Here is a 26,065-nt window from a genome sequence, read left to right as displayed (position 1 = left end):
GCGGATGAGGCGCAGCGTCCTTTCCGGCCGGAATACTGGCCGCATGTCCGTACCGTTCACCGCCGACGACTACGCGGCCCGGATGCGTCGGGCAGTCGAGGCTGCCACGGCCGCCGGGCTCTCCGGCATCCTCGTCGGGATCGGGCCCGACCTGACCTGGCTCACCGCGTACAAGCCGACCGCGGTGACCGAGCGTCTCACCCTGCTGGTGCTCACCCCCGACCAGCCGCCGACCCTGGTGGTGCCGGCCCTCGAGCGGCCCGACGCCGCGGGCGCGGTGGGCGCGCCGGCGCTCACCCTGCTCGACTGGGCCGACGGCACCGACCCGTACCAGGCGGTCGCGCCCCTGCTGCGCCCCGACGGCCGGTACGGCATCTCCGACTCCACCTGGGCGATGCACCTGCTCGGCCTGCAGAAGACGCTGCCCGGCTCGGCGTACGAGGCGCTCTCGGTCTGCCAGCCGATGCTCCGCGCGATCAAGGACGAGCACGAGTTGGCCAGGCTGGCCGCGGCCGGCGCCGCGGCCGACGCCGCCTACGGCGAGATCCTCGGCGTGCGCTTCGCCGGTCGCCGCGAGACCGAGGTCGCCGCCGACCTGGCTGCGCTGCTCCGCAAGTTCGGCCACGAACAGGTCGACTTCACCGTCGTCGGGTCCGGCCCGAACGGCGCCAACCCGCACCACGAGGCCGGCAGCCGCGTGATCGAGCGGGGCGACGCGGTGGTCCTCGACTTCGGCGGCCTGCTCGACGGCTACGGCTCCGACACCACCCGCACGGTCACGGTCGGTGAGCCCTCCGACGAGGTCCGCGAGATCCACGACATCGTCCGGCGCGCCCAGCAGGCCGCGTTCGAGGCGGTCCGCCCCGGCATCCAGTGCCAGGAGATCGACTGGGTGGCCCGCCAGGTGATCCGCGACGCCGGCTACGGCGAGTTCTTCATCCACCGCACCGGCCACGGCATCGGCGTGACCACCCACGAGCCGCCGTACATGGTCGCCGGCGAGCATCAGAAGCTCGTGCCCGGGATGTGCTTCTCGATCGAGCCCGGCATCTACCTGCCCGGCAAGTTCGGGGTCCGCATCGAAGACATCGTCACCGTTACGGACAGTGGCGGCCGCCGCTTCAACAACACCGACCACGGCCTGGCGGTCGTCGCCTGATCCACCACGTCATGTCGAACGGCCGCCGATCAGGTTGATCGGCGGCCGTTCGAAGCGGTGCGTCAGGCCGCGGTCTTCGGCTTGCTGAGGTCGTAGACGGTGCTGCCGCCGACCGTGGTCGAGGTGAAGTTCTGCTCGACCCACTCGCTGATCGATCCACCGCCGCCCCCGCGACCGAATCCGCCGCCCATGCCGCCGCCGAGGTAGTAGCGGACCTCTCCGGCCTTCACATAGGCCTGGAACTCGGCGAGCGTGGGGGACGGGTCGCTGCCGGTGAAGCCGCCGATCGCCATGACCGGGCGACCGCTCGCCAGTTGGAGCGGGGCGGCCTCCATCGACCCGTTCGTGGCGGCCGCCCACCGGGTGCCGGTCGCCTTCAGCAGCCCCACCAGCTCGGAGCTGACCGTCTGCCCGCCACCGCGGGGCGAGCCCTGCGGTGCGCCCGTCCGCCCATTTTGGCCGGTGCCGCCACCCGGGAAGCTCGGCAATTCGCTGCCGCCCGGGAAAGCGCCGTCCGGGAAGGCTCCGCCCGGGAAAGCTCCGCCCGGGAAAGCTCCGCCCGGGAAAGCTCCGCGCTGGCTGCTACCGCGCCCCGGGAAGCCGCCACCGGGGAAGCCCCCACGCCCGCCGGTCGACACCCCGGCCGGCCCCGAACTGGGCGTGGACCCGGTATGCGCGGTCCCCGCCGTCCCCACGCCCCATGCCGCGCCGGCCGCCCCGGTGGTCACCACCGCCAGCGCCGCCACCGCCACCACGCCGGCCCGGCGCAGCAGCGACCCCGGCACCAGCAGCGCAGCCGCCGCGATCAGCCCACCGACCAGCACGAACCACCGCAGCACCGGCGCCCACGACACCCGGCCGAGCAGCTCGAAGTCCCACGCCGCGGTGACCGCGACCATCGCCGCCAGCCCGGCCCGGGCCAGGATGTGCGACCGCCATCCCCACAGCACCGTCGCCCCGATCCCCACCAGGGCGGCGATTCCCGGCGCCAGCGCGACCGAGTAGTACTCGTGCGCGATGCCGCTCATGTAGCTGAAGGTCAGCGCGGTGACGACCGTCCACGCGCCCCACAGGATGGCCGCGGCCCGGGTGCGGTCGGTGCGCGGCGCCCGTACCGTACCGACGAGCAGGGCGACCAAGGCGACCAGCGCGGCCGGCAGGAGCCAGGAGATCTCCAGCCCGAAGGAGTCGCCGAACATGCGGGTGATGCCCGTCTGCCCGCCGAACATGCCGCCGCCGAAGCCGCGGCCCCCGCCCCCGGGACCGCCGCTGCTGCCGCCGGGGTTGCCCTCGCCGCCGAAGATCCGCCCGAGGCCGTTGTAGCCGATCGCCAGCTGCCAGAGCGTGTTGTTCGTCGAACCGGCGATGTACGGCCGCGACGACGCCGGCCACAACGACACCAGCAGCACGAACCAGCCGCCCGAGACGACCAGCGCGGCTCCCGCGATCAGCAGGTCACGCACCCGCCGCCAGAGCCCGATCGGCGCCGCGAGCAGGTAGACCAGCGCAAACCCGGGCAGCACCAGGAACGCCTGCATCATCTTGGTGAGGAAGCCGAAGCCGATCAGCACGCCGGTGAGCGCCAGCCACTTCCACGAACCCTTCTCGACCGCCCGAACGGTCGCGTACGCCGCGGCGGTCATCAACAGCACCAGCAGCGCGTCCGGGTTGTCGAACCGGAACATCAGCACCGCCACCGGCGTGACCGCGAGCGCGGCGCCGGCGAGCAGCCCGGCCACCGGGCCGAACCACCGGCGCACGGCCGCATAGAGCAGCGCGACGCTGGCGACGCCCATCAGCGCCTCGGGGACCAGCAGCGACCAGCTGTTCACCCCGAAGATCCGCATCGACAGGCCCATCACCCACATCGCCGCGGGCGGCTTGTCGACCGTGATGGCGTTGCCGGCATCGAGCGAGGCGAACAGCCACGCCTTCCACGACTGGGAGCCGGCCTGCGCCGAGGCGGCGTAGAACTCGTTGGCCCAGCCGGAGGCGCCCAGGTCCCACAGGTAGAGGACGGCGGTGGCGGCGAGCAGCGCCCACAGCGCGGGACGGGCCCATATCGGGTCGCCGAGCCAGCGCCGGCGGGGCCCAGCGGGGCGGGGTGTCTCGAGCGCGGAGGCGGGGTCGAGCGTCAACGTCATGCCGAAACTATCGGCAGACGAGCTACGCGGACTCTAGGAGGAACCTGTGTCCCAGCTGTAGATCTTTCGTCTATTAGGCACGGATTACGTCTGATTTGAGGACTCGCAACATGGCTGTCACGGTTTCCGCCATCGCGTCCCGGGCGGACGCCAGGTAGCGTCGCGGGTCGACCAGATCCGGCTGATCGCCCAGCGCCGAACGTACCGTCCCGGTGAACGCGGTGTTCAGCGCCGTGCCGATGTTGATTTTCGCCATCCCGCCGCGGACCGCCTCGCACAACTCCTCGTCCGGCACACCCGACGAGCCGTGCAGCACCAGCGGGACCGGCACCGCGGCGGCAAGCCGGGCGATCAGGTCATGGTCGAGCCGGGCGCTGCGGGTGGTCATCGCGTGCGACGAGCCGACCGCGACGGCGAGCGCGTCCACCCCGGTGGCGGCCACGTAGGCGGCGGCCTCGTCCGGATCGGTGCGCGCGCCCTTCGCATGCGCGCCACCCTTGCCGCCGATCTCGCCGAGCTCGCTCTCCACCCACAACCCGGCCGCACGGCATCGGCGCACCGCGGCGGCGGTAGCGGCGACGTTCTCCGCATACGGCAGGCGGGACGCGTCGTACATGACCGAGCCGAACCCGTTCGCGGCGGCCTGGCCCAGCAGCTCGTCCGACTCCACGTGGTCGAGGTGCAGCCCGACCGGCACACCCGCGCCGTCGGCGATGCTGCGCGCGGCCGCCGCGATCGGCGCGAGCCGGCCGTGATGGAACCGCACCGCGTTCTCGCTGATCTGCAGAATCACCGGCAGCCCCGCGTCCTCGGCGCCCGCCACGATCGCCTCGGCATGCTCAATCGTGATCACGTTGAAGGCGCCGACCGCGCCTCCCGCCGCACGGGCGGCGGCAACCAGTTCACCGGTGGGTGCGAGCACGGTTTCCTCCTGTGGGCGTAGCGGCCGTGGCCGGGACGGCGGTGGCGAGGGTGCGGCGATAGACGTCCGCGTCGAAAGCGCCGGCGACCGGCGCGGCGACGGCCGCCGAGGAGAGCGCGACGGCGTCCGAGAGCAACACGGGCCAGGGCGTGCGGTCGCGCAGGCCGCGGGCGAGCGCGGCGACACAGGCGTCGCCGGCTCCGGTGGGGTTGCCGTCCACCGGTACGGGCGGAGCGCACTCCCACACCTCGTCGCCCGCGACGGCGAAGAGCCCGGCCGAGCCGCGCGACACGACGACCGGCCCGGTCGCCAGGGCGCGCACCGCCTCGGCAAGCTCCAGCGGCCCAGGCCGGCGACCACCCAATGGCGGAACGTTCGAAGTGGCAACGTTCAAACCGGGAACGTTCGAAGCAGGAACGTTCGGATCAGGAACGTTCGGATCAGGAACGTTTGAAGCGGGAACGTTCGGGCTCGTAACGTTCGGGATAGGAACGTTCGGGATAGGAACGTTCGGGATCGCAGCGTTCGGGATCGCAGCGTTCGGGATCGCAGCGTTCGGGGTGGGAGCGGCGTGGAGGAGGGCGGCCAGTTCGTCCGCGTTGGGTTTGGCCACGGACGGGCCGGCCAGCAGGCCTGCGCGTAAGGCCGGCCCGCTCGTGTCCAGCACGGTCGGAACCCCTGCCGCGGTGGCGAGGGCTATCAAGGACGCGTACGCGTCAATCGGAACGCCCTGCGGAAGGGACCCGCTCAGGGTGACCACCGTTGCCGGGCCCAGAAGTTCGCGGAACTCGGCGACGAAGGCCGACCACTCGGCCGGGGTGACCGTGGGTCCGGGCTCCCAGAAGCCGGTGGCGTCGGCGCGATCGACCACCGCGACCGTGCGACGGGTCTCGCCGGCGATGGGGGTGAAGCTGGACCGCACGCCCTCGGCGGCCAGCAGATGCGCGACCCGGCCGCCGGTGGTGCCGCCGAGCAGGCCGGTTGCGAGGACCGGTTCGCCCAGTGCGTGCAGGACCCGGGCGACGTTGAGGCCCTTGCCGCCGGGGCGTTCGGCGACCGTGGCGACCCGGTGGGTGCCGTGCGGCACCAGGGCGTCGACCGCGTAGGTGAGGTCGAGGGCCGGGTTCAGGGTGACGGTGACGATCATGCCGAGGCTCCGAAAAGGATCTGCCCCGCCTCGGGCCTGCTGGAGAAGAAGGCCCTGGCGAACCGGACTGCCGGACTGGATACCGGCTGGGCTCGATCGCGTCGAGGTCGATTGGAACTGATCGAACGCGCAGGTGTCAATAGCCGATCATGCGCGTATGGTGCTCTCAGATTGTTCATATGGACAGTGGAGGCGGCCGTGGCCGAGTTCGACGTTCTGGTGGTCGGGGACGCCAACCCCGATCTGCTGCTGCGTGGGGATGTGCGGCCGCGGTTCGGGCAGGCCGAGCAGTTGCTGACCGCGGCCGATCTGGTGCTGGGCGGTTCGGCGGCGATCACGGCGGCCGGGTGCGCGCGGCTCGGGCTCAAGACGGCGCTGTTCGCGGCGGTGGCGGACGACGTGTTCGGCCGACTGGTCCGGGAGGAACTGGAAAAGCGCGAGGTGACGCTGCTGGCCGCCGACGGCCGGGGCGCGCCCACCGGGATCTCGGTCGTTTTGTCCGAAAAGGACGACCGAGGCATCCTCACCCTGCCCGGTACGATCCCGGCGCTGCGGCCGTCGGATGTCACCGATGAGCTGGTGACCCGGGCCCGGCACGTGCACGTGGCGTCGCTGTACCTCCAGCCCGCGCTGGCCATCGGGCTCGCCGAAATTTTCGCCCGGGCCGGAAAAATCGGGCGGAGCACCTCGCTGGACACCAACTGGGACCCGGCCGAGAAATGGGAGTCGATCGACGAGATTCTCGCGCACACCGACGTCTTCCTCCCTAACGCGAACGAGCTACGGGCGATCACCGGTCTGGACAAAACAGACGAGGCGGCGGCAAAAATCACCAGGCGTGGCACGACGGTGGTGATGAAGGACGGCGCCAAGGGCGCACGGGCCTGGTGGCCCGGCGGCAGCTGCGCCGCACCCGGCCGGAGGGTGGACGTCGTGGACACCACCGGTGCCGGCGACAGCTTCAACGCCGGCTTCCTGGCCGCCCGGCTCGGCGGCCGCCCCATCGAGGAGGCGGTCCGCTGGGCGGCGATCGCCGGCTCGCTGAGCACCCGCGCCGCCGGCGGCACCACGGCCCAGGCGACGCCGGACGAGATCAGCCTTTGATGCCGGTGAAGGTCATCGTCGCGATGAACTTCTTCTGGGCGAACAGGAAGGCCAGGATCAGCGGCATGGTCGCCAGCACGTTGCCGGCCATCAGCTGCGACCACTCGGTTCGCCGCATCCCCTGGAAGTTGGCCAGCCCCACCTGCAGCGTGAACCTCGTGTCGTCCGAGATCGCCACCAGCGGCCACAGCAGGTCGTTCCAGCTCCACAACAGCGTGATGATGGCGAGCGTGGTCAGCGCCGGCTTGGCCAGCGGCAGCACGATGCTGCGGAAGATCCGCCACCGGCCGCACCCGTCGATCAGCGCCGCCTCCTCGAGCTCGACCGGCAGCCCGAGGAAGAACTGCCGCATCAGGAAGATGCCGAACGCCGACGCCAGCCACGGCACGAACGCCGCCGCGAGCGTGTCCACGATCCCGATCCGGGCGAACATCAGGTAGGTCGGGATCATCAGCAGCTGGATCGGTATCATCACGGTCGCCAGGATCAGTACGAACGCGAGCCCGCGCCCGGCGAACTTGAGCCGGGCGAACCCGTACCCGGCCATCGAGCAGAGCACGAGGTGCGCGACCACCGCGATGCCCGAGACGATCACCGTGTTGAGGAACCAGCGCAGCGCCTTGGTCTCCGAGAACAGGTGCCGGTAGCCCTCGAGGTGCAGGCTGGTCGGGATCAGCCGGGGCGGGAACTGGTTGATCTCGGCGCTGCTCATGAACGAGGTGAGCACCATCTGCACGAGCGGCAGCACAAAGATCAGGGCCAGCGGCATCAGCAGCAGGTGCCAGGGGCTGAACGGGAGCTTCCAACGCATCAGAACACCTCCGAGCCGCGCCGACGCCCATACAGGATCACGCCGAGGCTGAGGATCATCGTGGCGATGAACAGGAAGTAGGCGGCCGCCGCCCCGTACCCAAGCCTCTGGGTTTGGAAGGCCAGCTCGTAGATGTAGTAGACGATCGTCTGCGTGCTGTTCAGCGGCCCGCCGCGGGTGGTCGTGTAGACCAGGTCGAACAGCTGCATCGCGGTGATCGTCTGCCAGACCGCCACGAAGACCGTGACCGGCCGCAGCTCGGGCAGCGTGACGTGGCGGAACACCTTCCACTTGGAGGCGCCGTCCACGACCGCGGCCTCGATCAGCTCGCGCGGGATGTCCTGCAACGCGGCCAGGTAGATGACCGTGGTGAAGCCGACCTCGCCCCAGAGCAGGATCAGGCAGATGATGTAGAGCGCCTGGTGCTGGCTCTCCAGGAACTGTTGCTGCGGCAGGTGCAGCGCGCGCAGGATGTCGTTGGCCGCCCCGAACTGCGGGTTGAACACGAAGCCGGCCAGGATGCCGGTGGCCGCGGCCGACGCGACGTACGGCACGAAGATGCAGGTGCGGTAGAACCCGATCAGCCGGATCCGCTGGTTGAGCGCGACCGCGATGAGGATGCCCAGGGCGATCGAGCCGGGCACGAAGATCGCGGTGAGGATCAGCGTATGGCGGGTCGCCGCGATCATGTCCGGGTCCTGGACGAGCTGCCGGTAGTTGCGCCAGCCCACGGAAACGCCGGGGGAGATGCCGTTCCACTTGGCCCGGGAGATGAAGAAGGCCCAGATCGCCGGGAAGATCGACAGCCCGACCACGATCACGGTGGCCGGCCCGACGAAACCCCAGCCGGTGAGGCTGCGCCGCAGAGCGCGGCCACGAGGGCCGCGCTGCGCGGGGATCGGCTGACTTTGGGAACGCGGGGTGACCGCGAACGTGACCGCCATCAGTTGCTCACGGCGTTTGCCGACTTCTTGGCCGCCTCGTCCAGCGCCGCCTTGGGCTGGACCTGCCCCTGCAGCACCTTGGCGATCGCGTCGCCGACGTTGTGGGACAGCTCGTCGTAGCCGGGCAGCGTCGGGCGGGCCTGCTTGGCGTTGGCCAGGTTGTCGAAGAACTTCTGACCGCCCGGGTATGCCTTCACGTACGCGGCGAACTGGGGCGTGTCCTTCTCGCTGGTGCGCAGCGGCAGGTTGCCGACCGCGAGGTTCCACTTCGGGTCGATCTCGGAGCTGGTCAGCCACTTCACGAAGTCGCGGGCGGCGCCGGCCCGGTTCACGTCGTCGTGGTTGAACAGCACCCACAGGTCCGGCCCGGAGACGGTCTGGTGGTCGCCGTTGAACCCGGGGAGGTCGACCACGCCGTACTCGAGCTTGGCGGTCTTGATGTCCAGCAGCGACCACGGACCGGACAGCATCATGGCCACGTGCCCGCTGTTGAACAGCGGACCGTACTTCTCGTCGGTCTGGTCGAGGTACATCGACTTGTCGTCGACCGCCATCTGCCGCAGCGTCTCCAGCGCGGCCACCCCGGCGTCGGAGTTGAAGGCCGGCTTGGTGCCGTCGAGGATCTTGCCGCCGTGCTGCCAGAGCATCGGCCACAGGTGCCAGGTGGTGTCCTCGCTGCCGGAGACGGAGTAGGCCGTCCCGTACGTCTTGGTTGCGGTGTTGGTCAGCTTCTTGGCCGCGGCCCGGAAGTCGTCCCAGGACCAGTCGTCGGTGGGGTAGGCCACGCCGGCCTGGTCGAACAGCTTCTTGTTGTAGATCAGCGCGAGGTTGTCGACCAGCGCCGGGATCCCGATCACCTTGCCGTTGGCGGTCGCCACCTCGCGAGCGGCGGCCGGGATCTCGTTCCATTTGAAGGACGGATCATTGACGTACGAGGTGAGGTCCTGCGTCTTGCCGCTGGCGCCGAGATCGCCGGCCCAGTTCCCGTACGCGTACGAGATGTCGGGGTAGCTGCCGCCGGTGAAGCCCGCCGACAGCTTGGTGATCAGGTCGTCGGTGGTCGGCGCGCCGGACGAGACCTTGATGGTGACGTTCGGGTGCGCGGTGTGGTACTCGGCCGCCAACTGTTCGGCGACCTTCTCCTGCTCGTCCGGCTGGCCGGTCCACCAGGTGATCTCGACGTTCGCCTTCGGGTCGTAGCCCGCGGCGGCGTCCTTGCCGCTGTCGGTCGTCCCGCCCATGCAGGCGGACAGCAACAGAGCGGCGCCGGCGCCGCTCGCCAGCAGCCGGAACACCCGGCCGCGCCGAACGGTGCCAGTCTTCAGTCCGGTTAAGGGTGACGGCGGGGCGGTTGGACGGGTGGTCATCAGGGGCACCTCGATGTCTGATCGCGGTTCAGGGAGTGCGGACGACGGATCGGGTGAGTAGTCGGGGGGCGTCCGGGTCGAGGCCGCGGTGTGCGGCCAGGGCCAGGGCGAAGCGCTGGGCGAGCACGAGCTGGGCGAGCGGGTCCAGGCCGTCGCGGTAGGCGAGGGCGCCGGCCGACCGGGCCACGTCGTCCAGCTCGGGGTCGGTGTCGCCGAGCGACCAGACCAGCGACCGCGGCCCGCAGACCGCGACCGGGCCGTGCCGGAAGTCCTTGGCGGGGTAGGACTCCGAGTAGGCCTGGGCCGCCTCGCGCACCTTGAGCGCGGCCTCGTTGGCGAGGCCGAAGGTCCAGCCGGTGCCGAGGAAGACCAGGTGGTCGATGTCGGCCGGATCGGCCGGCAGCCGTTCCGCCAGCGCCCGCCGGCCGTCCTCGATCAATGGCGCGACGTCGTGGCCGAAGGCGTGCCGGGCCAGCGCCAGCACCGTCGTCGGGAACCGGGTCTGCACCACGCTGCGCTCGTCGGCGAAGTCGAGCACCAGCTGCGCGCCGGTCAGGTCGTCGACCGGCTCGCCGCGGACCCCGGTGATCGCGACCGTGCGGGTCGAGTCCGGGACCATCCGCAGGGCCTCGAGCACCTCGGTGGAGGTGCCGGAGCGGGTGACCGCGACGATCCGGTCGTAGTGCCGGCGGGGCAGGAACTCCGACGCGCAGACCGCGTCGGTCTCGCCGAAGCCGGCCCGTTCCCGCAGCTCGGCGAGGGACTGCGCGACGAACCAGCTGGTGCCGCAGCCGAGCACGAGCATCCGCTCGCCGGGGGCGATCAGCTCGTGCTGGGCCTGGTCGGTCAGGGCCAGGCTCTGCAGCCAGACGTCCGGCTGGCTGGCGATCTCGGCAGCGGTGTCATTCATGTTCGAGGATTATGCTCGTTTGTGATCGATCCACAAGATGTGCGCATCAAACGAACAGTCCAGAGTGTGCGTTCTACCTTCGGTTACCTGAGGCTCTCCGGCATCAGGTCGCCATGTGCGGCCGTGAGTTCGTCACACAACTCCCAGATCTGCTGCACGGTCAGCGTCGCGGCGGTGTTCGGGTCGGCCATCGCGGCCTGCGGGACCATGCGCTTGTCCCCGGTGAGCGCCGCCTGCACGGTCAACTGGCCCACGCTGACGAAGCTGCGATTGAGCGCCGCGCACTGGGTGGGCAGATCACCAACCCGCTCCGGCCGTACGCCGAGCCGGTCGACCACGGCCGGCACCTCGACGGCGTAGCCCTCCGGAAGGTTGCTGATCAGCCCGTAGTTGGGCACGTTGGCGTGGATCCGGCGCATCGTCCCGGTGACCATGCTGTGGATGACCTGCGGGGCGTACTCGGTGGCCTCGCGGGTGAGGTCGAGAGGTTCGCCCCGGTGCAGAGCAGCGCGCGTTGCCTCATATTCCGCGACGTTGTCGGCGCTGATCCGCAGGTAGTCGCCGACCGGGATGCGCAGCCTCGCGATCTCCTCGTCGTGGCGCAGGTACCACGGCAGGTACTCGGCGGAGTGCTCGCTGGTCTCGGTGGGGAAGTAGCCGAGCCGCCGGTACATGTCCATCCGGACCCGCCTGCTCAGCTCCGGCTCCTTCGCCAGCAGCGCGTCCAGCTTCGGGTAGAGCGACTCGCCGCGGTGCTCGAAGCGCAGCAGCCAGGCCTGGTGGTTGACCCCGGCGCCGAGGTAGTCGATCTCGTCCAGCGGCACGTCCAGGAGGGCCGCCAGGTCGTGCACGGTCCAGAAGACGGAGTGGCAGAGGCCTACCGCTTTGAGGCTTGGCGCGGCTTTCGCTAGATACGCGATGTTCATGGCCATGGGATTCGTGTAGTTGAGGAGCCAAGCCTCCGGGCAGATCTCCTGCATGTCCCGCGCGATGCCGTCCAGGACCGGAAAGGTCCGCAGCGCACGGAAGATGCCGCCGATCCCGAGCGTGTCGGCGATCGTCTGGCGCAGGCCGTACTTCGCCGGGATCTCGAAGTCGCGCACGGTCGCCGGGTACATCCCGACCTGAATCGAGTTGATCACGAAGTCGGCACCCTCGAGCGATGCCCGCCGGTCGAGGCTCACCCGGATCGTCGGCGCGCAGCCGAGCTGGTCGGCGGTGCGGCGGGCGATCGCCTCGGCCGTCTCCAGCCGCTCGGGATCGATGTCGTGCAGGGACAGGGTCACGTCGCGCAGCTCGGCGAAGGAGAGGATGTCGGCCAGCAGCTCGCGGGTGAAGACGACGCTGCCGGCGCCCAGGAAAGCGATCACTGTCATGGCCGGATTCTTGGCGTGTCGCCATGAACGCGCAATACCAACTGGTGTATCGCTTGAAAACGAACTACATTGACTGATCGTTTGATCAATGGCAGAGAAGGACCCATGAGCTCCCTACGCCGAGCCGACCGGGTGTCGGCCATCCTCGAACGGGTCGCCAGCCACGGCTCGGTCGACGCCGGACACCTCGCCGACGAGTTCGCCGTCTCGCCCGCCACGATCCGCCGCGACCTGCAGGTGCTCGAGGACCAGCGGCTGCTGTCGCGGACGCACGGCGGTGCGGTCGCCGTCGACGTCGCCTACGAACTGCCGGTCCGCTACCGGGTCGGCCAGCACCGCGAGGAGAAGGCGCTGGTCGCCAAGACCGTCTTCGACCTTCTGCCGAGAGGCCCGCTCACGCTCGGCCTGACCGGCGGCACCACCACCCACCTGCTGGCCCGGCTGCTGGCCGAGCGGGTCGATCTCACCGTGGTCACCAACGCGCTGAACATCGCGGCCGAGCTGGCCCTGCGCCCCCGCCTCAAACTGATCATGACGGGCGGCGTGTCCCGTACCCAGTCGTACGAGCTGGTCGGCCCGATCGCCGACCAGGCGTTGCAGGGCCTCAACATGGCGGTCGCCGTGGTCGGCGTCGACGGGATCAGCGCGCGCGGCGGCCTCACCACGCACGACGAGATCGAGGCGAACACCAACGCCACGATGATCCGCCGGGCCGACCGGGTGATCGTGGTGGCCGACGGCTCCAAGGTGGGCAAGGTGTGCCTGGCCGGGATCTGCCCGGTCACCGACGTGTCCGCACTGGTCACCGATGCGAGCGCGGACCCGGCCGGGGTCGAGGCGATCCGCCGGACCGGCACCGAGGTGATCGTGGCGGGGGTCCGGGCCGAGTAGCGTGAGCCGGCATGGGGGACGGCTACACGGCGAGCCTGCCGCGCCGCTGGCGGGCGGTGTTCGTCCTCGGCTCGGTGGCGGCCTCGGCGCCGGTCGTCGTCTACGGCTCGGCGCCGGTCCTGGCGGCCGGGCTGATCCTGGTGCAGGCCGTGGTGCTGTTGTGGCTCGGCGACCGGCCGGCCCCGGTCACCGCGACGGTTCTGGTGATCAGTGCCGGGCTGCAGGCGATCTACCCGGGTTTCGGGCCGGGGATCGCCTTCGTGGTGCTGTGCACTTACGCCTGGTTGCGACCGGCCGGCGAGACGCTCGGGATCCTGGCGCTCGCCCTGCTCACCGCGTGCGGGCCGGCCGCCGCGCGGGGACGCTGGGACCTCGTCGGCTGGTGGTTCGGCGCGGTCCTGCTGGCCTGGAGCTGGGGCGCGCTGGCCCGGGCGCGAGGCGCGCGACGGGTGGCCGAGCGGCGGCAGGCGGTGCTCGAGGAGCGGGCCCGGATCGCCCGCGACCTGCACGACCTCCTCGCGCACACGGTCTCGGTGATGGTGGTGCAGGCGGCCGCCGCCGACGACGTGTGGGAGTCGGACCCGGATCGGGCGCGCGAGGCGGTGCGGCGCACCGAGGAGGCCGGTCGGCAGGCGCTCGCCGAGCTGCGCGGCTTCCTGCGTACGGTCCGGGAGGAGAGCGACGACGACGCCGCGCCGCAGCCCACATTGGACGATGTCGAGCGGCTGGCCGCGACGATGGGTGACTCCGGACTGCGGGTGACGCTGCGCCGCGAGGGCGAGGGCGAGGTGCCGCCGGGTGTGTAGGTCGGCGCGTACCGGATCGTCCAGGAGGCGCTGACCAACACGCTGCGGCACGCCCGGGCATCGGAGGCCGAGGTGCTGGTGTCGATCGACGACGCGGAGGTGCGCGTGCAGGTGCGGGACAACGGGACCGGCGGCGGCTCGCTGCCGCGGGGCGGCCACGGGCTGATCGGCATGCGGGAACGGGCCGGACTGCTCGGCGGCACCCTGACGGCGGGGCCGCGCGAGGGCGGCGGCTTCGAGGTGGCGGCCATTCTTCCGGTACGGGACCGGCCGTGACCATCAAGGTGCTGATCGCCGATGATCAGGCACTCGTCCGGTCCGGCTTCCGGATGATCCTCGAGTCCCGGGACGATCTGACCGTGGTGGGCGAGGCGGCCGACGGCGAGCAGGCGATCCGGCTGGCCGCGCAGACCCGGCCGGACGTGGTGCTGATGGACGTGCGGATGCCCGGCCTCGACGGGGTGGCCGCGACCGCCCGGCTCACCGCCGCGCCGGATGCCCCCAGAGTCATCATCCTGACCACGTACGACCTGGAGCAGCCGCTCTATGCGGCGCTGCGGGCCGGGGCGAGCGGGTTCCTGCTCAAGGACGTGCGCCCGGCCGACCTGGTCGAGGCGATCCGGGTGGTGGCCGGCGGCGACGCGCTGCTCGCCCCGACCGCGACCCGCCGGCTGCTCGACCGGTTTCTGGTCACCGACGTGACGCCGGCCGCTCCGGCGGGCAGCCTCGACCGGCTCACCGAGCGGGAGCGCGAGGTGCTGACGCTGATTGCCCGGGGTGCGTCGAACGCCGAGATCGCCGACCGGCTGGTGGTCTCCGAGACGACCGTGAAGACCCACGTGTCGGCGATCCTGCGCAAGCTCGAGGTGCGCGACCGGGTGCAGGCCGTCGTGCTCGCGTACGACCTCGGGCTGGTGCGGCCCCGACCCTCCTCCTGAGGGAGGAGGCCGAATCTCGGACCGTGGTCCGACGTAATGATCTTGTTGGATCCCTACCGTCGGTGCATGACCTCGATTCGGCAGCAGCGAGCGGTTCGCCTGGTCGTCGGCCTGCTCGTCGCGAGCCTCGCCACCGGCGTCTCGTTCGCCGTCCTCACCCTCGTCACGCACGCCGCCACCCTGGGGCCTCAGCAGATCCTGATCTTCCTGGTCGCCGTCCTGTACGTCCGGGTGATCCGCAAACTCCGCGCCGGCTCGTCGTCGGCCTATCGGCGGGTCCGGTTCCTGTCGGCCGCCGGCTTCATCGCGGTGGCCTGGCAGTTGGCCGCCGGGGCCTATCCGGGGTGGCTCCGCCCGATCGAGGCCGGCCAGGTGGCGCTGCTCGCCGTGCTGGTCGCGGCGGTCAACCGCCCGGTCATGCGGGCCGCTTTCCCGCGCGTCCCCGACCCGCGGCCGTGCAACCGGCGGGCGGCGCTGGCGCTGGCCGTGCTGGCGCCGGTGGTGGCCGAGGCGACGCTGGGCACCGTGCCGCTGCGGCTGATCTGGGCGTTGCTGGTCTTCGCGCCGATCTACGCCGGCGGCGTGCTCTTCCTGCGCGAGGCGTGGCGGCGCACCGGCGGCGGATATCTCAACCTGCTGCTGCTCGGCGTCGCCTACGGCCTGGTCGAGGAGGGGCTGGCCCTGCAGAGCCTGACCAGCCCGCATCTGTACGGCGCGGCCGGCTGGGCGCCCCGGCTGCTCGGGGTCAACAGCGACTACACCGAGCTCAACCTCGTCTACCACGCGGTCTTCAGCGTGACGATCCCGGTCGTGATGGTGGAGCTTCTCTTCCGGCGGCACGGCGCACAGCCCTACCTGCGCCGCGGCGGCCTGATCGCGAGCGGGATCGTCGCGGTGCTCGGCGCGGCCCTGATCCGGGTCGCGGTCGTGCCCTCGCAAGACCCGGGCTACACCATGCCGCCGGCCGCCACCGTGATCGTTACGGTGCTGGTCATCGCGTTCCTGCTGCTCGGCCTGCGCCTCCGACTGCGCCCGGCGCCCAGGCCGGTGACGCTCCAGCCGGCGGTGCTGGCGGTCGGCGCGACCGTGGCCACCTTCGCCTTCCTCGTCCTGCTCTGGCCGTTGGGCGACAAGACCCGGCACGGCTGGTGGCCACTGCTGTTGATGGCCGGCGCCGCACTGATCGTCGGGGGAGCGGTGCTGCTACTGCGCGGCCGGCAGCTGACCCCGCGCCACCTCGTGGCCCTGTGCTGCGGCGCCCTCATCGCGCACACCGTCTTCGGCCTCGTCAGCAATGCCGACAGCCGGGCCGACCGCCTGTTCCTCGGCGCCGTCGCGGCCCTCACCGCGCTGCTCGGCCATCAGGCGGCGAAGGCGCTGGCCGGGCGGCGCGGCGAACCGGTCGGTCAGCAGGCGGCCGAGGCGCTGGCCGGGCGGGGCGGCGAACCGGTCGGTCAGCAGGCGGCCGAGGCGCTGCCCCGGCAGCTCGACGAAGCGGTGGGCGAACCACGACAGCCCGAAGAGCACGGCCAGGAAACCGGCCACCGCGAGCAGCTCGATCGGCCCGTGCAGGCGCTCGCCGAGGCTGCTCAGCAGCGGCGCCAGTAGCGAGATGAGCGGGACATGGATCAGGTAGATCGAGTAGCTGACCACGCCGAGCCAGGCGAGGAAGCTCGGCACCCGGCGGTTCCGGCAGGCCAGCCCGATGGCGAAGGCGCCGCCGATCACGGCCAGCGTGATCACCGAGCGAGCCGCGTAGCGGGGGGTCAGCGCGTGCAGCGAGGCGAGCTCGGCGAACCAGTTGGTGAGCAGCGCGGCGGCCACCACGGCCATCGTCGCGACGGCGTGCCGGCGCGGGATCTGGCCCTGCTGGGCGCGGTAGATCGTGGTGCCGGTGAACATCACGGCCGGGATGAGCAAGCCGTCCCAGACGTGCGATACGTCCTGGTCGGCCAGCAGCAGGGTGATCGCCAGCGCCAGCAGCAGGACGGCGCCGGCGGCCGGCACGGCCCGGCGGCGGCCGGCGGTCAGCGCGGCCCGGCGGCGGGCGGTCAGCGCGGCCCGGCGGCGGGCGGTCAGCGCGGCCCGGCGGCGGGCGGTCAGCGCGGCCAGGCCGAGCACGAGCACCGCCGCCACCAGGAAGGGCAGCGCCGGGCCGGCCAGCCGGCTCGGCGACAGGGGAGCCGTCGCCACCCCGGTCACCGCGAAGGCGATCGCCGCCCACGCGCTCGCCCGGTGCAGGCGCAGCGCGAAGAGGGCGGCCACGATCAGGTAGAACGCCATCTCGAAGCTGAGCGTCCAGACCACCGGCGTGAGCAGCGGCGCGCCGAGCAGTTGGGGCAGCATCGTCAGGTGGGCCACCGCACCGGAGACGGTCAGCGGCACGGTCAGCGCCACCAGCACGCAGACCACCAGGTAGAGCGGGTAGAGCCGGGCCAGCCGGCCGAGCCAGAACCGGCGCAGGTCACCGTGCCGCTCCAGCGAGGCCGGGATGATATAGCCGCTGACCAGGAAGAACAGCATCACCCCGGCCGGTCCGGCGTGCAGCCACTCGGCCGAGACGTTCCGGGCGCCGCGCAGCAGGTAGTGGCTCAGATGGGCGTACACGACGAGCAGGGCCGCGACGGCCCGCAGCGCGTCGAGCCACGCCATCCTTCGCTGCGGCATCCGGGAAGGGTACTCGCCGTTTCAGTACCCGACGCGGAACGTGGCGTCCTGCTGATCGGTGCTCGATCCCGGTGAGGTAGACCCCGAAGCTGCCCGGATTCAGCGACGAGGAGCGGGCCGCGTTCAGCGTGCTGTTGCCCTTGAAGTAGAGGTAGCTGACGCCGTGCATCAAGGAGAAGACGCGGCCGTCTCCATGCCCGCTTCGTACCGCTTCCACCTGCCCTTGCCGGCCGACTTGGCCGCGTACATCGCGATGTCCGCTCGCCGCACGAGGGCACCCGATCCCTCGCCCGGCTCGGCCGCGGCCGCGCCGATGCTGGCGTTCGCCCGCACCGAGGTCCCGTCGATCTCCACCGGCACGGCGAGAGCCTCGAGGATACGGCGCGCGGTGTCCTCGGCGTCCGGGCCGGTGCAGTCGTGCAGCAGCACCGCGAACTCGTCGCCGCCCAGCCGGGCCGCCACGTCGCCGGAGCGCAGCGCGGCCCGCATCTTGTCGGCCACCGAGACCAGCAGCGTGTCGCCGGCCGCGTGGCCGAGCGTGTCGTTCACCGCCTTGAAGCCGTCCAGGTCGACGAGCAGCACGGCGATCTCGGACGTACGCCCGAGCGCGGTCTCCAGCTGCGCGTAGAAGTGGGTGCGGTTGGCCAGCCCGGTCAGCCCGTCGGTGTGCGCCTGGTGGGACAGCTCGGCCAGGGTCGCGTCGAGCCGGTTGATCAGGTCGGTGTTGTCCCGGAACGATGCCACCTGCCGGAGCACCACCAGCAGGCAGATCGCGCCGAGCCCGGCCACGACGCCCCACATCCGGATGCCCGCACCGTTCGGCATGATCACGACCAGTGTGAGGAAGGCGACCGCCATCGCCCCGTACGGCAGGACGCTGTAGTGCCTGCGGCGGCGCTCGCCGAACGGCTCCGGATCGAACCGGGCGATCAACTCCTGGATCCGCGGCCCGACGGCGATCAGCAGTGACGGCAGGAGCCGCACCAGATAGACGTAGGCCGGTGGGTGGTCGGCCGCGGACCGCGCCACGAACTGGCCGATCATGACGAACCCGGCGGCGGTGATCATGGGGATCGCCGCGGCTCTCCGCATCGGCGCGTTCCCGCCCATGATCATTTTGACGGCGGCGAAGGCCGAGGTCAGCGACACCGCGCTGAGCGCAAGCGTGCCCAGGATGTCGGTCCGGTGGTACTCGCCCGGCTTCACCGCGAAGCTCCAGGCGATCACCGCCCCGCCGACCAGCACGGTCGCCGAGTCCAGCCAGAACGCCAGCCGCTCCCGCGCGGAGCGGCCCGGCTGCGGATGCGCCAGCATCGCCAGCACGACCGCCGCGAGCCCGGTCACGAAGCAGGCGGACTGCAGGACGCCGCCGCTCGTCGTCGACGAATCGCCCGGCTCGGCGAGGACGGCCTGCAGGGCCTGGAACGAGTCGCCGAACAGGAACAGCGTCGTGACCGAGCCGAGGATCCGCCAGAACCGGCGGGTCGCGCCGGTCGCGATCCGGAAGACCCGCCAGGACGAGTACACCAGCAGCCCGTCGAGCGGCACCTGGACGAGCCAGAGGGTGCGGACCTGCCAGAGCGCGTTCGTCGCGGACGGGCCGGCCAAGCCGAAGAAAAGGGCCGCGGCCAGCGCGGTCCACAGCACGGCCCCGATCAGCAGCGGGTCGCGGGCCGGCGAAGGCCACTGTCGCATGCGGCCGGGTGAGTCCACGAGTGTCCGTATCGACCGTCGGGCACCGGGCCTGAGAGATCGCCGCGTAAGAAGGCCGGGTCTGCGCGCACTACCTCGTGACGGCGTACCTTCCCGGACGAAGGAGCAGGAGCTCGTGACCGACCCCGACGCGGAACGCCGGTTCACCGCGATCTACGACGAACACCGACCCCGGGTGTACGCGTACGCGGTGAGCCGGGCCGGCCGCCAGCTCGCGGACGACATCGTCGGCGACACGTTCCTCGTGGCGTGGCGCCGGCTCGACGTGGTGCCGCCGCGACCGCTGCCGTGGCTGCTCGGCGTGACCCGCAACGTCATCCGCGAGCGCTATCGCGACGAGGCCCGCCAGGTGAGCCTCGCCGCCGAGCTGCGCGCCTGGGTGATCGAGGCCGGTGACGACCCGGCCGACGGGGTGGCCGAGCGAGTGGCGGTGCTCGCCGCGCTCGGCGCCCTGCCAGACGGCGATCGCGAGCTGATCACGCTGGTGGCCTGGCAGGGGCTGACGCCCCGGCAGGCCGCTCAGGTGATCGGGTGCTCGGTGGCCACCTACTTCGTCCGGCTGCATCGGGCCCGCAAGCGATTGCGGCACGCCCTGGACGCCCGTCTTGTCGAAATCACCCTTCCCGAGCAGGAGCGCACAAGATGAACGACCTGATGCGTCTGGTGGCGTCCAGCCGCCCGGCCCGCCTCGACGAGAACGAGGACAGCCGCACCGACCCCGCGTCGATCATGGCCCACCCGCGGCGGCCCGCCGCCCGGCCGGCATCGCGCCGCCGGCTCGTGGTGGCGGCCGCGGCGGTGGTCGCCGGCGCGGTGATCGTCGGCGGCGCCGCGGTGCGGACGAAGGCGCCGCGCCCGGCCCCGAACGCGACCGGCACGACCGGCACGACCGGTACCACCGGCACGACCGCGCCGATCACCGCGCGCGGGCTGCTTCTGGCCGCGGCGGAACAGACCACCCACGACGCCACCACGGGGCGATACTGGCGCACCGAGCTCGAAACCGGCGTACGCCGCGAGGTCGGCCCCGCCGCCCACCCGTACGCCATCGTGCGGAAGACCTCGATGGAGCACTGGTTGCCCACCGGCCCGGGCCGCCCGGAGGTCATCGCCGTCCGGATGCTCGGCGCGCAGCCGGCCGGCCCGGCGGACCAGGCGGCCTGGAAGGCGGACGGCTCGCCGCGGCGGTGGCGCGACGGCGACGTCGTGATCACCATGGATGACGGTGAGCGGGGGATCAAGACGGCCACCGAGGGCCATCTGCTGCTCGGCGGCCGGCCGGTGACCAGTCGGCAACTGGCGACCCTGACCACCCCGGGGGCGCTGCGGAAGTTTCTGCAGGCCCGGGCCGACGACCTCGAGGGCCCGACCGACTACCTGCTGTTCGTGGCCGGCGAGACGCTGGTGACCGACCTGCCGGTGAGCCCGGCGGTACGGGCGGCCGGCTACCGGATGCTCGCCGACCTGCCCGGCGTCCGGCTGCTCGGCGACGTCCGGGATCAGCGTGGCCGCGCCGGCGTGGCGGTCGGCTACCTCCGCGACGGCAGCGAGGCCCGGCTGATCGTGGACGCGAACGGCGGCCGGGCGCTGGCCCGGGAGTCCTGGCACGGCGACACATTGCTGAGCTACCAGGTGATTTTGTCGGCCGATTACACCGATGCGGCACCGCCCATGAAATGATCTTTGCAAGGATCTTCCATAGGGGATGAGCTGGGAAACGGCAAGGTTTGTTTCCATAGGGGACGCACAGGTTTGCAAGACATTTCAGAAACTTATTGACGCATTTGAAACAGGCGAGCATTCTCGTCGTAACCGTCCTCCCCTGCACCATCCCCCAAGGGAGAGCCATGAAACGAAGCCTGCGCGCGGCCGGCGCCGCGGTCGTGCTCGCGGCGAGCGCTCTGTTCGCGTTCACCGTGCAGACGATGACCGCGAGCGCCGCGTCGACCCTCAACAACTCCGATGTGACCGCCAACCTGTGGGAGTGGAACTGGAACTCGGTCGCCACCGCCTGCACCACCCAGCTCGGCCCGGCCGGGTACGGCGCCGTCCAGGTCGCCCCGCCGGCCGAGTCGGTCAGCCTGGCCACCAGTGACAGCGGCGCCCACCCCTGGTGGGAGGTCTACCAGCCGGTCTCGTACAACCTGACCAGCCGCTTCGGCACCCGGGCGCAGTTCTCGGCGATGGTCACCGCCTGCCACAACGCGGGTGTCCGGGTCTATGTGGACGCCGTGGTCAACCACATGGCCGGCGCCAACAACGCGCTGACCACGACGTACGGCGGCTCGACGTTCAGCCCGACCGGCTACACCTATCCGGCGGTCCCGTACACCTACGACGACTTCCACCACCCGGGCGACGGGTACTGCAGCGACGAAGACGGCGTGATCGACGACTACAACAACGTGTCCGAAGTGCAGAACTGCATGCTGCTCTCGCTGTCCGACCTGAAGACGCAGAGCACCACGGTTCGCGCCAAGATCGCCGCGTACCTGAACGACCTGATCGGGCTCGGCGTCGACGGCTTCCGGGTGGACGCCGCCAAGCACATCGCGCAGACCGACTTCGCCGCGATCAAGGCGCTGCTCAACACCACCACGGCCGAGGGCAAGACACCGTACGTCGCCCAGGAGATCTTCACGGGGTCGACCAACAGCCAGCTCCAGCCGGCCGCCTTCACCTCGAACGGCGACGTGCTCGGCTTCTCGTACGCATACGGTCTCAAGACGCAGTTCACCAACGGGACGCTGAACAACCTCGCCGGCATCCCGTCGTGGAGCCTGGACGCGACCAGCACCCAGACCGCGGCCATGGTCACCAACCACGACCTCGAGCGGGACGGCACCACCCTGCGCTACCAGGACGGCACGAAGTACACGCTGGCGAACTACTTCCTGCTGGCCTATCCGTACGGCAAGCCGTTCGTCTACGACGGCTTCACCTTCTCCACCTCGAGCACCGGGCAGTCACCGCCGGCCGATTCGAGCGGGTTCGTCACCGACACCAGCTGCACCAACGGCGCGTGGCAGTGCCAGACCCAGTCGACCGGCATCAAGGGCATGGTCGGCTGGCACAACGCGACCCAGTCGGTCACCACGGTCTCCGACTTCACCGCGACCGCCGCGAACATCATCGGGTTCCACCGCGGCTCGCTCGGCTGGATCGGGATCAACGCCTCGAGCAGCGCGTCGACCGCCACTTACACCACCGGCCTGGCCGACGGCACCTACTGCGACGTGATCACCGGCGGGGCGACCAGCACCGGTTGCGCCGGCACCTCGGTGACGGTCTCCGGCGGCACGGCCTCGGTGACCATCCCGGCGAACAGCGCGGTCGGCATCGACGTCAACGCCAAGTCGGGCGGCGGAAGCTCGACGTCGTCGCCGACGACCGCCCCGACCACCGCTCCCACTACCAACCCCGCGACGGTGACCGCCACCTTCAACGAATACGCGACGACCACCACCGGCACCAACGTTTACGTCGTCGGCAACGTCTCCGCCCTCGGCGGCTGGGACACCGGGAAAGCGGTGGCCCTCTCCTCGGCCGGCTACCCGATCTGGTCGGGCTCGGTGAGCCTGCCCGCCGGCACCGCGATCGAGTACAAGTACATAAAGAAGGATTCGTCCGGCACCGTCACCTGGGAGAGCAACGCCAACCGCACCACCACGACCGGCACCTCGGCGGTGACGTACAACAACAGCTGGAACGTCGCCAACGCGTCGGCCACCTCGGTCACCTTCAACGAGACCGCCACCACCACGACCGGCACCAACGTGTACGTGGTCGGCTCGATCGCCGCCCTCGGCAGCTGGGACACCTCCGCGGCGATTCCGCTCTCCTCGGCGGCGTACCCCACCTGGAGCCGGCTGGTGATCGTTCCGCAGAGCACCAGCTTCGAGTACAAGTACATAAAGAAGGACGCGTCCGGCACCGTCACCTGGGAGTCCGGGAGTAACCGGACATATTCCACCGGTACGGCGTCGGCGTACACCGTCAGCGACACCTGGAAGTAGGCGCGCGACACGCCGGTCGTGACATCTCTGGCCACGACCGGCGTGGCCTGCGGCTCCGCTGGGCGCATCGGAATAAGCGAAGGGTTAAAGTGACCGCATGCGTGCACGTCTCTCGGATATCGCCCGGCAGGCGGGCGTCAGCGAGGCGACGGTTTCGCGCGTCCTCAACGACCGCCCGGGTGTCTCGGCCGACACCCGCCAGGCCGTCCTCACCGCCCTCGACGTCCTCGGCTACGAGCGGCCCGAGCGCCTGCACAAGCGCAGCGCCGGCCTGGTCGGCCTGATCGTCCCCGAGCTGGAAAATCCGATCTTCCCGGCCTTCGCGCAGATCATCGAGAGTGCTCTCGCCCAGACCGGCTACACGCCCGTGCTGTGCACCCAGACTCCCGGCGGCGTCACCGAGGACGAGTACCTCGAGATGCTCCTCGACCGCCAGGTGAGCGGCATCGTCTTCGTGGCCGGCCTGCACGCCGACACCACCGCCGACCACGACCGCTACCAGCGGCTGATCGACCGCCCGATGCCGATCGTCTTCGTCAACGGCTTCGCCGAGGGCATCGTCGCCCCGTTCATCTCCTGCGACGACAAGCAGTCCGCCGAGTCCGCGGTCGGGCACCTGGCGGCCCTGGGCCACGAGCGCATCGGTTTCGTCTCGGGCCCCGAGCGCTTCCGCGCCGTCCAGCGCAAGCTCGAGGGCTACCACAACGCGATGCGCCGGCACGTCCCCGGCTACGACCACCGTTCCCCCGACGAGCTGGTGGCCCTGACCCTGTTCGGCGTCGAGGGTGGCGAGGTGGCGGCCGGCCAGCTGCTCGACCGCGAGGTGACCGCGCTGGTCTGCGGCTCCGACCTGATGGCCCTGGGCGCGATCAGGGCAGCCCACCGCCGCGGCCTGACGGTACCGCGCGACCTCTCGGTGGTCGGCTTCGACGACTCCCCGCTGATCGCCTTCACCGATCCGCCGCTCACCACGTTGCGCCAGCCGGTCGCCGCCATGGGCAATGCCGCGGTCCGAGCCCTGGTCGACGAGATCAACGGCCACGCCGCCCCCCGCTCGGAGTACATCTTCCCGGCCGAGCTGGTGGTCCGCGGCTCCACCGCGGCCGCACCCGCCCGCCGCCTGACCAAGCCGAGCCACATTCCCGCCGCCTGAAAACCTTTCGCACGTACGCGAGGCGGCTCCCCGCCGAACAGCGGCCGCCCCGCCTTCTCCCCGCGACCACCTGCCACGCAAGGCCGTGGACGCGACTCTCGCGTGAGGTCTGAGCGACGGGAGCAGGCCGCCCCGTGGGCTGCCGCGAGCCGGATCTGCAGGCACGCGAGACGCGCGCTGCGGCCTTGCCCCGCACCCGGTCGCGGGGAAGATCGGGGACCGCCGCAGTCCCGCGTGGGACCCGCCACGCGTACGTGCGCATGGTTTTGATGGTGCAGCGACGCCCGGTGGCGGACCGGACGTCGCTTGTGGAGCGGGAGCGCGGGACGGTCTCAGTAGCGGCCGGCCAGCCAGGTGGCCACCGTGTCGGCCGACTGGACCACGGCCGAGTCGTGGGTGGCGCCGTCGATCTCCTGGTAGGTGACCGGCTGGGAGTAGGCGTGCAACTGGTCCACCAGCATCTCGGTGAGGAACGCCGGGACCGATTCGTCGGCGGTGCCCTGGATCAGCAGGATGGGTGCGGTGGGGGTGGTCTGGGCGGGGCTGACCCAGTGGTCGAGCTTGGCGATCACCGAGTCGGGGAGCGCACCGCCGACGAGGAGCTGCGACGCGCTGAGGTTCTGGTAGCTGGCGAGGATCTCCATCAGGCAGCCGCTGCTGAGGACCGAGGTCTTGGACTTCGCCGGGGGTGCGAGCACCGAGGCCGCGCTGAAGGTCGAGTCCACCGTCTGCAGACCGTAGAGGCCCATGACGAGGTAGCCCTGGTTCGGCGTGCCGGGGATCAACGGGGCGAGGGTGGCGGCGTTGGAGACCGGGGCGATGCTCGCGGAGCCCTTGAGGACCATGTTGCCGTCGTAGGACGAGGCGATCTGGTTGGCGAACAGCGAGCCCTGCCCGCCCTGCGAGTGGCCGTCGATCACGTACGCGGGGATGAGGGAGCTGTCCAGGTTGCGGGCGGCCTTGACGGCATCGATGATCGAGCGCGCCTCGCTGAGGCCGATCAGGTACGGATGTTGCTGCGACGTGCCCAGCCCCGGATAGTCGGGGGCGGCGACCGTGAAGCCCTGGCCGAGCAGGGCGGCGATCGCGGTGCGCGCCTCCGGCCAGAAGACGTTCTGGTTGGTGGACGGCGTGCACTGGTCGGCCAGGCCGGTCGTGCCGTGCGCCCAGGCGGCCACCCGGTTCTTCTTGTAGCTGACCGGGGTCATGATCAGGCCGGTGGCGGTGATCAGGTTTCCGTTGACGTCGGTGGTCACGTAGGTGATGCGTTTGCCGGTGGCCAGCGGGGCGAGCTCGGGCGGCAGGGTCGCCGGGGTCGAGCTGAGCACCATGCCGGGTATCGACGCGGCGGAAGCCGGGCCGGCCGGCGCGACGAGGGCCGCGCCGATGGCGAGGAGGAGGGCCACCAGGGCGGCCACCGGTAAACGTGGGCTAGTTTTCATGCGTACTCCGTTCGTTCGGTCAACGCGGCACAGCGTATGGGGATAACCGCGACCGAATGAAGTACGCAGATGCGTAGTCCTTCGAGTACTGGACTCGAAGTGCAGTTCAAGAAGGGCGGCCGAAAATGCGTTTTCCGGGCAGCGCAAACTCGGGACAAATCATGATCGTGTCCGATTCGGACCGTGCCCGATCGACTCAACGCAGCCTGGTCTAGCAGGAGCGGAGTGTTCCCGGTAGATTCGCGGAGGGCGCGGCACCGCCGGCCACCAGAGCGGCCGGCGGTCGTGAAATGATCTCCGCATCGAGATCTGCTCGCCGATTGATCATGAACAATTGATCACTCTTCTGGGTGGGGTGGATTTCCCGGCGGGGGAAGGTGGCAATTCCGCCTGAGTGCGCAAGTTGCACGGATGCCGCGTATTGGAAGGCCGCTCGACGACATTGGCACATTCAATTAGCGAACACGCATTGTGTTTGCGCCGTCACTGTTCGTACTCTGTCAGTCAGTAGATCATTGATCTGTGTGAGTGCGGACAAGCGGGCCGATCGCGTCC

21 protein-coding genes are annotated in these 26,065 nt (G+C 70.7%); 10 read left to right on the top strand and 11 right to left on the bottom strand.

Annotated features, from left to right (window positions below; all coding sequences use genetic code 11):
- Nucleotides 1-43: 43 nt before the first annotated feature.
- Nucleotides 44-1,159: an aminopeptidase P family protein gene (locus tag ODJ79_RS33205; protein ID WP_263027587.1), complete on the top strand. Its 1,116-nt coding sequence runs from the start codon at nucleotides 44-46 to the stop codon at nucleotides 1,157-1,159.
- A 62-nt stretch (nucleotides 1,160-1,221) separates the two neighbouring features.
- Here ODJ79_RS33205 and ODJ79_RS33200 read toward each other — a convergent pair whose 3' ends face one another.
- From ODJ79_RS33200 to ODJ79_RS33190, 3 genes are all read right to left on the bottom strand, one after another.
- Nucleotides 1,222-3,303 (bottom strand): glycosyltransferase family 39 protein, encoded by a 2,082-nt coding sequence (locus ODJ79_RS33200; protein WP_263027586.1) that lies wholly within the window; start codon nucleotides 3,301-3,303, stop codon nucleotides 1,222-1,224.
- Nucleotides 3,304-3,376: 73 nt separating this feature from the next.
- Entirely contained in the window at nucleotides 3,377-4,225 is an 849-nt protein-coding gene (locus tag ODJ79_RS33195; protein WP_263027585.1) for a ketose-bisphosphate aldolase, read from the bottom strand.
- Entirely contained in the window at nucleotides 4,206-5,372 is a 1,167-nt protein-coding gene (locus tag ODJ79_RS33190) for a 1-phosphofructokinase family hexose kinase (RefSeq protein WP_263027584.1), read from the bottom strand. The genes ODJ79_RS33195 and ODJ79_RS33190 overlap by 20 nt, the downstream gene beginning before the upstream one ends.
- A gap of 198 nt (nucleotides 5,373-5,570) precedes the next feature.
- On the opposite strand from ODJ79_RS33190, the gene ODJ79_RS33185 reads away from it, so the two are divergent.
- Nucleotides 5,571-6,476 carry a carbohydrate kinase family protein gene (locus tag ODJ79_RS33185; protein WP_263027583.1) on the top strand — a complete coding sequence of 302 codons (906 nt, stop codon included), beginning with the start codon at nucleotides 5,571-5,573 and terminating at the stop codon, nucleotides 6,474-6,476.
- Here ODJ79_RS33185 and ODJ79_RS33180 read toward each other — a convergent pair.
- The 5 genes from ODJ79_RS33180 to ODJ79_RS33160 all read right to left on the bottom strand — a co-directional run bounded on the left by ODJ79_RS33180 (nucleotide 6,466) and on the right by ODJ79_RS33160 (nucleotide 11,884).
- Complete coding sequence (locus ODJ79_RS33180) at nucleotides 6,466-7,287, bottom strand: carbohydrate ABC transporter permease (protein ID WP_263027582.1); 822 nt, start codon at nucleotides 7,285-7,287, stop codon at nucleotides 6,466-6,468. The two genes, ODJ79_RS33185 and ODJ79_RS33180, sit on opposite strands and share 11 nt — an antisense overlap.
- On the bottom strand, nucleotides 7,287-8,231 hold the full coding sequence (locus ODJ79_RS33175) for a carbohydrate ABC transporter permease (RefSeq protein ID WP_263027581.1): 945 nt from the start codon (nucleotides 8,229-8,231) through the stop codon (nucleotides 7,287-7,289). The genes ODJ79_RS33180 and ODJ79_RS33175 overlap by 1 nt, the downstream gene beginning before the upstream one ends.
- Complete coding sequence (locus ODJ79_RS33170; protein WP_263027580.1) at nucleotides 8,231-9,598, bottom strand: ABC transporter substrate-binding protein; 1,368 nt, start codon at nucleotides 9,596-9,598, stop codon at nucleotides 8,231-8,233. The genes ODJ79_RS33175 and ODJ79_RS33170 overlap by 1 nt, the downstream gene beginning before the upstream one ends.
- Nucleotides 9,599-9,626: 28 nt before the next feature.
- Nucleotides 9,627-10,508, bottom strand: a complete 882-nt coding sequence (locus tag ODJ79_RS33165) for an SIS domain-containing protein (RefSeq protein ID WP_263027579.1) — start codon at nucleotides 10,506-10,508, stop codon at nucleotides 9,627-9,629.
- 83 nt (nucleotides 10,509-10,591) lie between these two features.
- Nucleotides 10,592-11,884 carry an alpha-glucosidase/alpha-galactosidase gene (locus ODJ79_RS33160; protein ID WP_263027578.1) on the bottom strand — a complete coding sequence of 431 codons (1,293 nt, stop codon included), beginning with the start codon at nucleotides 11,882-11,884 and terminating at the stop codon, nucleotides 10,592-10,594.
- 105 nt (nucleotides 11,885-11,989) lie between these two features.
- Between ODJ79_RS33160 and ODJ79_RS33155 the strand changes: the two genes are divergently transcribed.
- From ODJ79_RS33155 to ODJ79_RS33140, 4 genes are read left to right on the top strand one after another with little or no spacing between them, the layout of a single operon-like run.
- Complete coding sequence (locus tag ODJ79_RS33155) at nucleotides 11,990-12,775, top strand: DeoR/GlpR family DNA-binding transcription regulator (protein WP_263027577.1); 786 nt, start codon at nucleotides 11,990-11,992, stop codon at nucleotides 12,773-12,775.
- Between the two features lie 11 nt (nucleotides 12,776-12,786).
- Nucleotides 12,787-13,581, top strand: a complete 795-nt coding sequence (locus ODJ79_RS33150; RefSeq protein WP_263027576.1) for a sensor histidine kinase — start codon at nucleotides 12,787-12,789, stop codon at nucleotides 13,579-13,581.
- A 15-nt stretch (nucleotides 13,582-13,596) separates the two neighbouring features.
- Entirely contained in the window at nucleotides 13,597-13,857 is a 261-nt protein-coding gene (locus ODJ79_RS33145; RefSeq protein ID WP_411267396.1) for an ATP-binding protein, read from the top strand.
- On the top strand, nucleotides 13,854-14,519 hold the full coding sequence (locus ODJ79_RS33140; protein ID WP_263027574.1) for a response regulator: 666 nt from the start codon (nucleotides 13,854-13,856) through the stop codon (nucleotides 14,517-14,519). Before ODJ79_RS33145 ends, ODJ79_RS33140 begins: the two co-directional genes overlap by 4 nt.
- Before the next feature lie 1,203 nt (nucleotides 14,520-15,722).
- On the opposite strand, the gene ODJ79_RS33135 is transcribed toward ODJ79_RS33140, so the two are convergent.
- Both ODJ79_RS33135 and ODJ79_RS33130 read right to left on the bottom strand, forming a co-directional pair.
- The gene (locus ODJ79_RS33135) at nucleotides 15,723-17,186 is read right to left on the bottom strand and encodes an acyltransferase family protein (protein ID WP_263027573.1); all 1,464 of its coding nucleotides are present in this window, start codon (nucleotides 17,184-17,186) and stop codon (nucleotides 15,723-15,725) included.
- Between the two features lie 168 nt (nucleotides 17,187-17,354).
- Nucleotides 17,355-18,881, bottom strand: coding sequence for a GGDEF domain-containing protein (locus tag ODJ79_RS33130; RefSeq protein WP_263027572.1), 1,527 nt, complete (start codon nucleotides 18,879-18,881; stop codon nucleotides 17,355-17,357).
- A gap of 133 nt (nucleotides 18,882-19,014) precedes the next feature.
- Here ODJ79_RS33130 and ODJ79_RS33125 point away from each other — a divergent pair, with 133 nt between their 5' ends.
- The 4 genes from ODJ79_RS33125 to ODJ79_RS33110 all read left to right on the top strand — a co-directional run bounded on the left by ODJ79_RS33125 (nucleotide 19,015) and on the right by ODJ79_RS33110 (nucleotide 24,068).
- Nucleotides 19,015-19,545, top strand: coding sequence for an RNA polymerase sigma factor (locus ODJ79_RS33125; protein WP_263027571.1), 531 nt, complete (start codon nucleotides 19,015-19,017; stop codon nucleotides 19,543-19,545).
- Nucleotides 19,542-20,579 carry a CU044_5270 family protein gene (locus tag ODJ79_RS33120; RefSeq protein ID WP_263027570.1) on the top strand — a complete coding sequence of 346 codons (1,038 nt, stop codon included), beginning with the start codon at nucleotides 19,542-19,544 and terminating at the stop codon, nucleotides 20,577-20,579. Before ODJ79_RS33125 ends, ODJ79_RS33120 begins: the two co-directional genes overlap by 4 nt.
- A gap of 167 nt (nucleotides 20,580-20,746) precedes the next feature.
- Nucleotides 20,747-22,915 carry a carbohydrate-binding module family 20 domain-containing protein gene (locus ODJ79_RS33115; RefSeq protein WP_263027569.1) on the top strand — a complete coding sequence of 723 codons (2,169 nt, stop codon included), beginning with the start codon at nucleotides 20,747-20,749 and terminating at the stop codon, nucleotides 22,913-22,915.
- A gap of 97 nt (nucleotides 22,916-23,012) precedes the next feature.
- Nucleotides 23,013-24,068, top strand: a complete 1,056-nt coding sequence (locus ODJ79_RS33110) for a LacI family DNA-binding transcriptional regulator (protein WP_263027568.1) — start codon at nucleotides 23,013-23,015, stop codon at nucleotides 24,066-24,068.
- 332 nt (nucleotides 24,069-24,400) lie between these two features.
- On the opposite strand, the gene ODJ79_RS33105 is transcribed toward ODJ79_RS33110, so the two are convergent.
- Complete coding sequence (locus tag ODJ79_RS33105; protein WP_263027567.1) at nucleotides 24,401-25,510, bottom strand: alpha/beta hydrolase family protein; 1,110 nt, start codon at nucleotides 25,508-25,510, stop codon at nucleotides 24,401-24,403.
- Between the last annotated feature and the right edge of the window lie 555 nt (nucleotides 25,511-26,065).

The organism is Actinoplanes sp. KI2 (assembly GCF_025630775.1).
In the GTDB taxonomy this organism is placed as follows: Bacteria; Actinomycetota; Actinomycetes; order Mycobacteriales; family Micromonosporaceae; genus Actinoplanes.
This window is presented reverse-complemented; position numbering and strand designations above follow the sequence as displayed.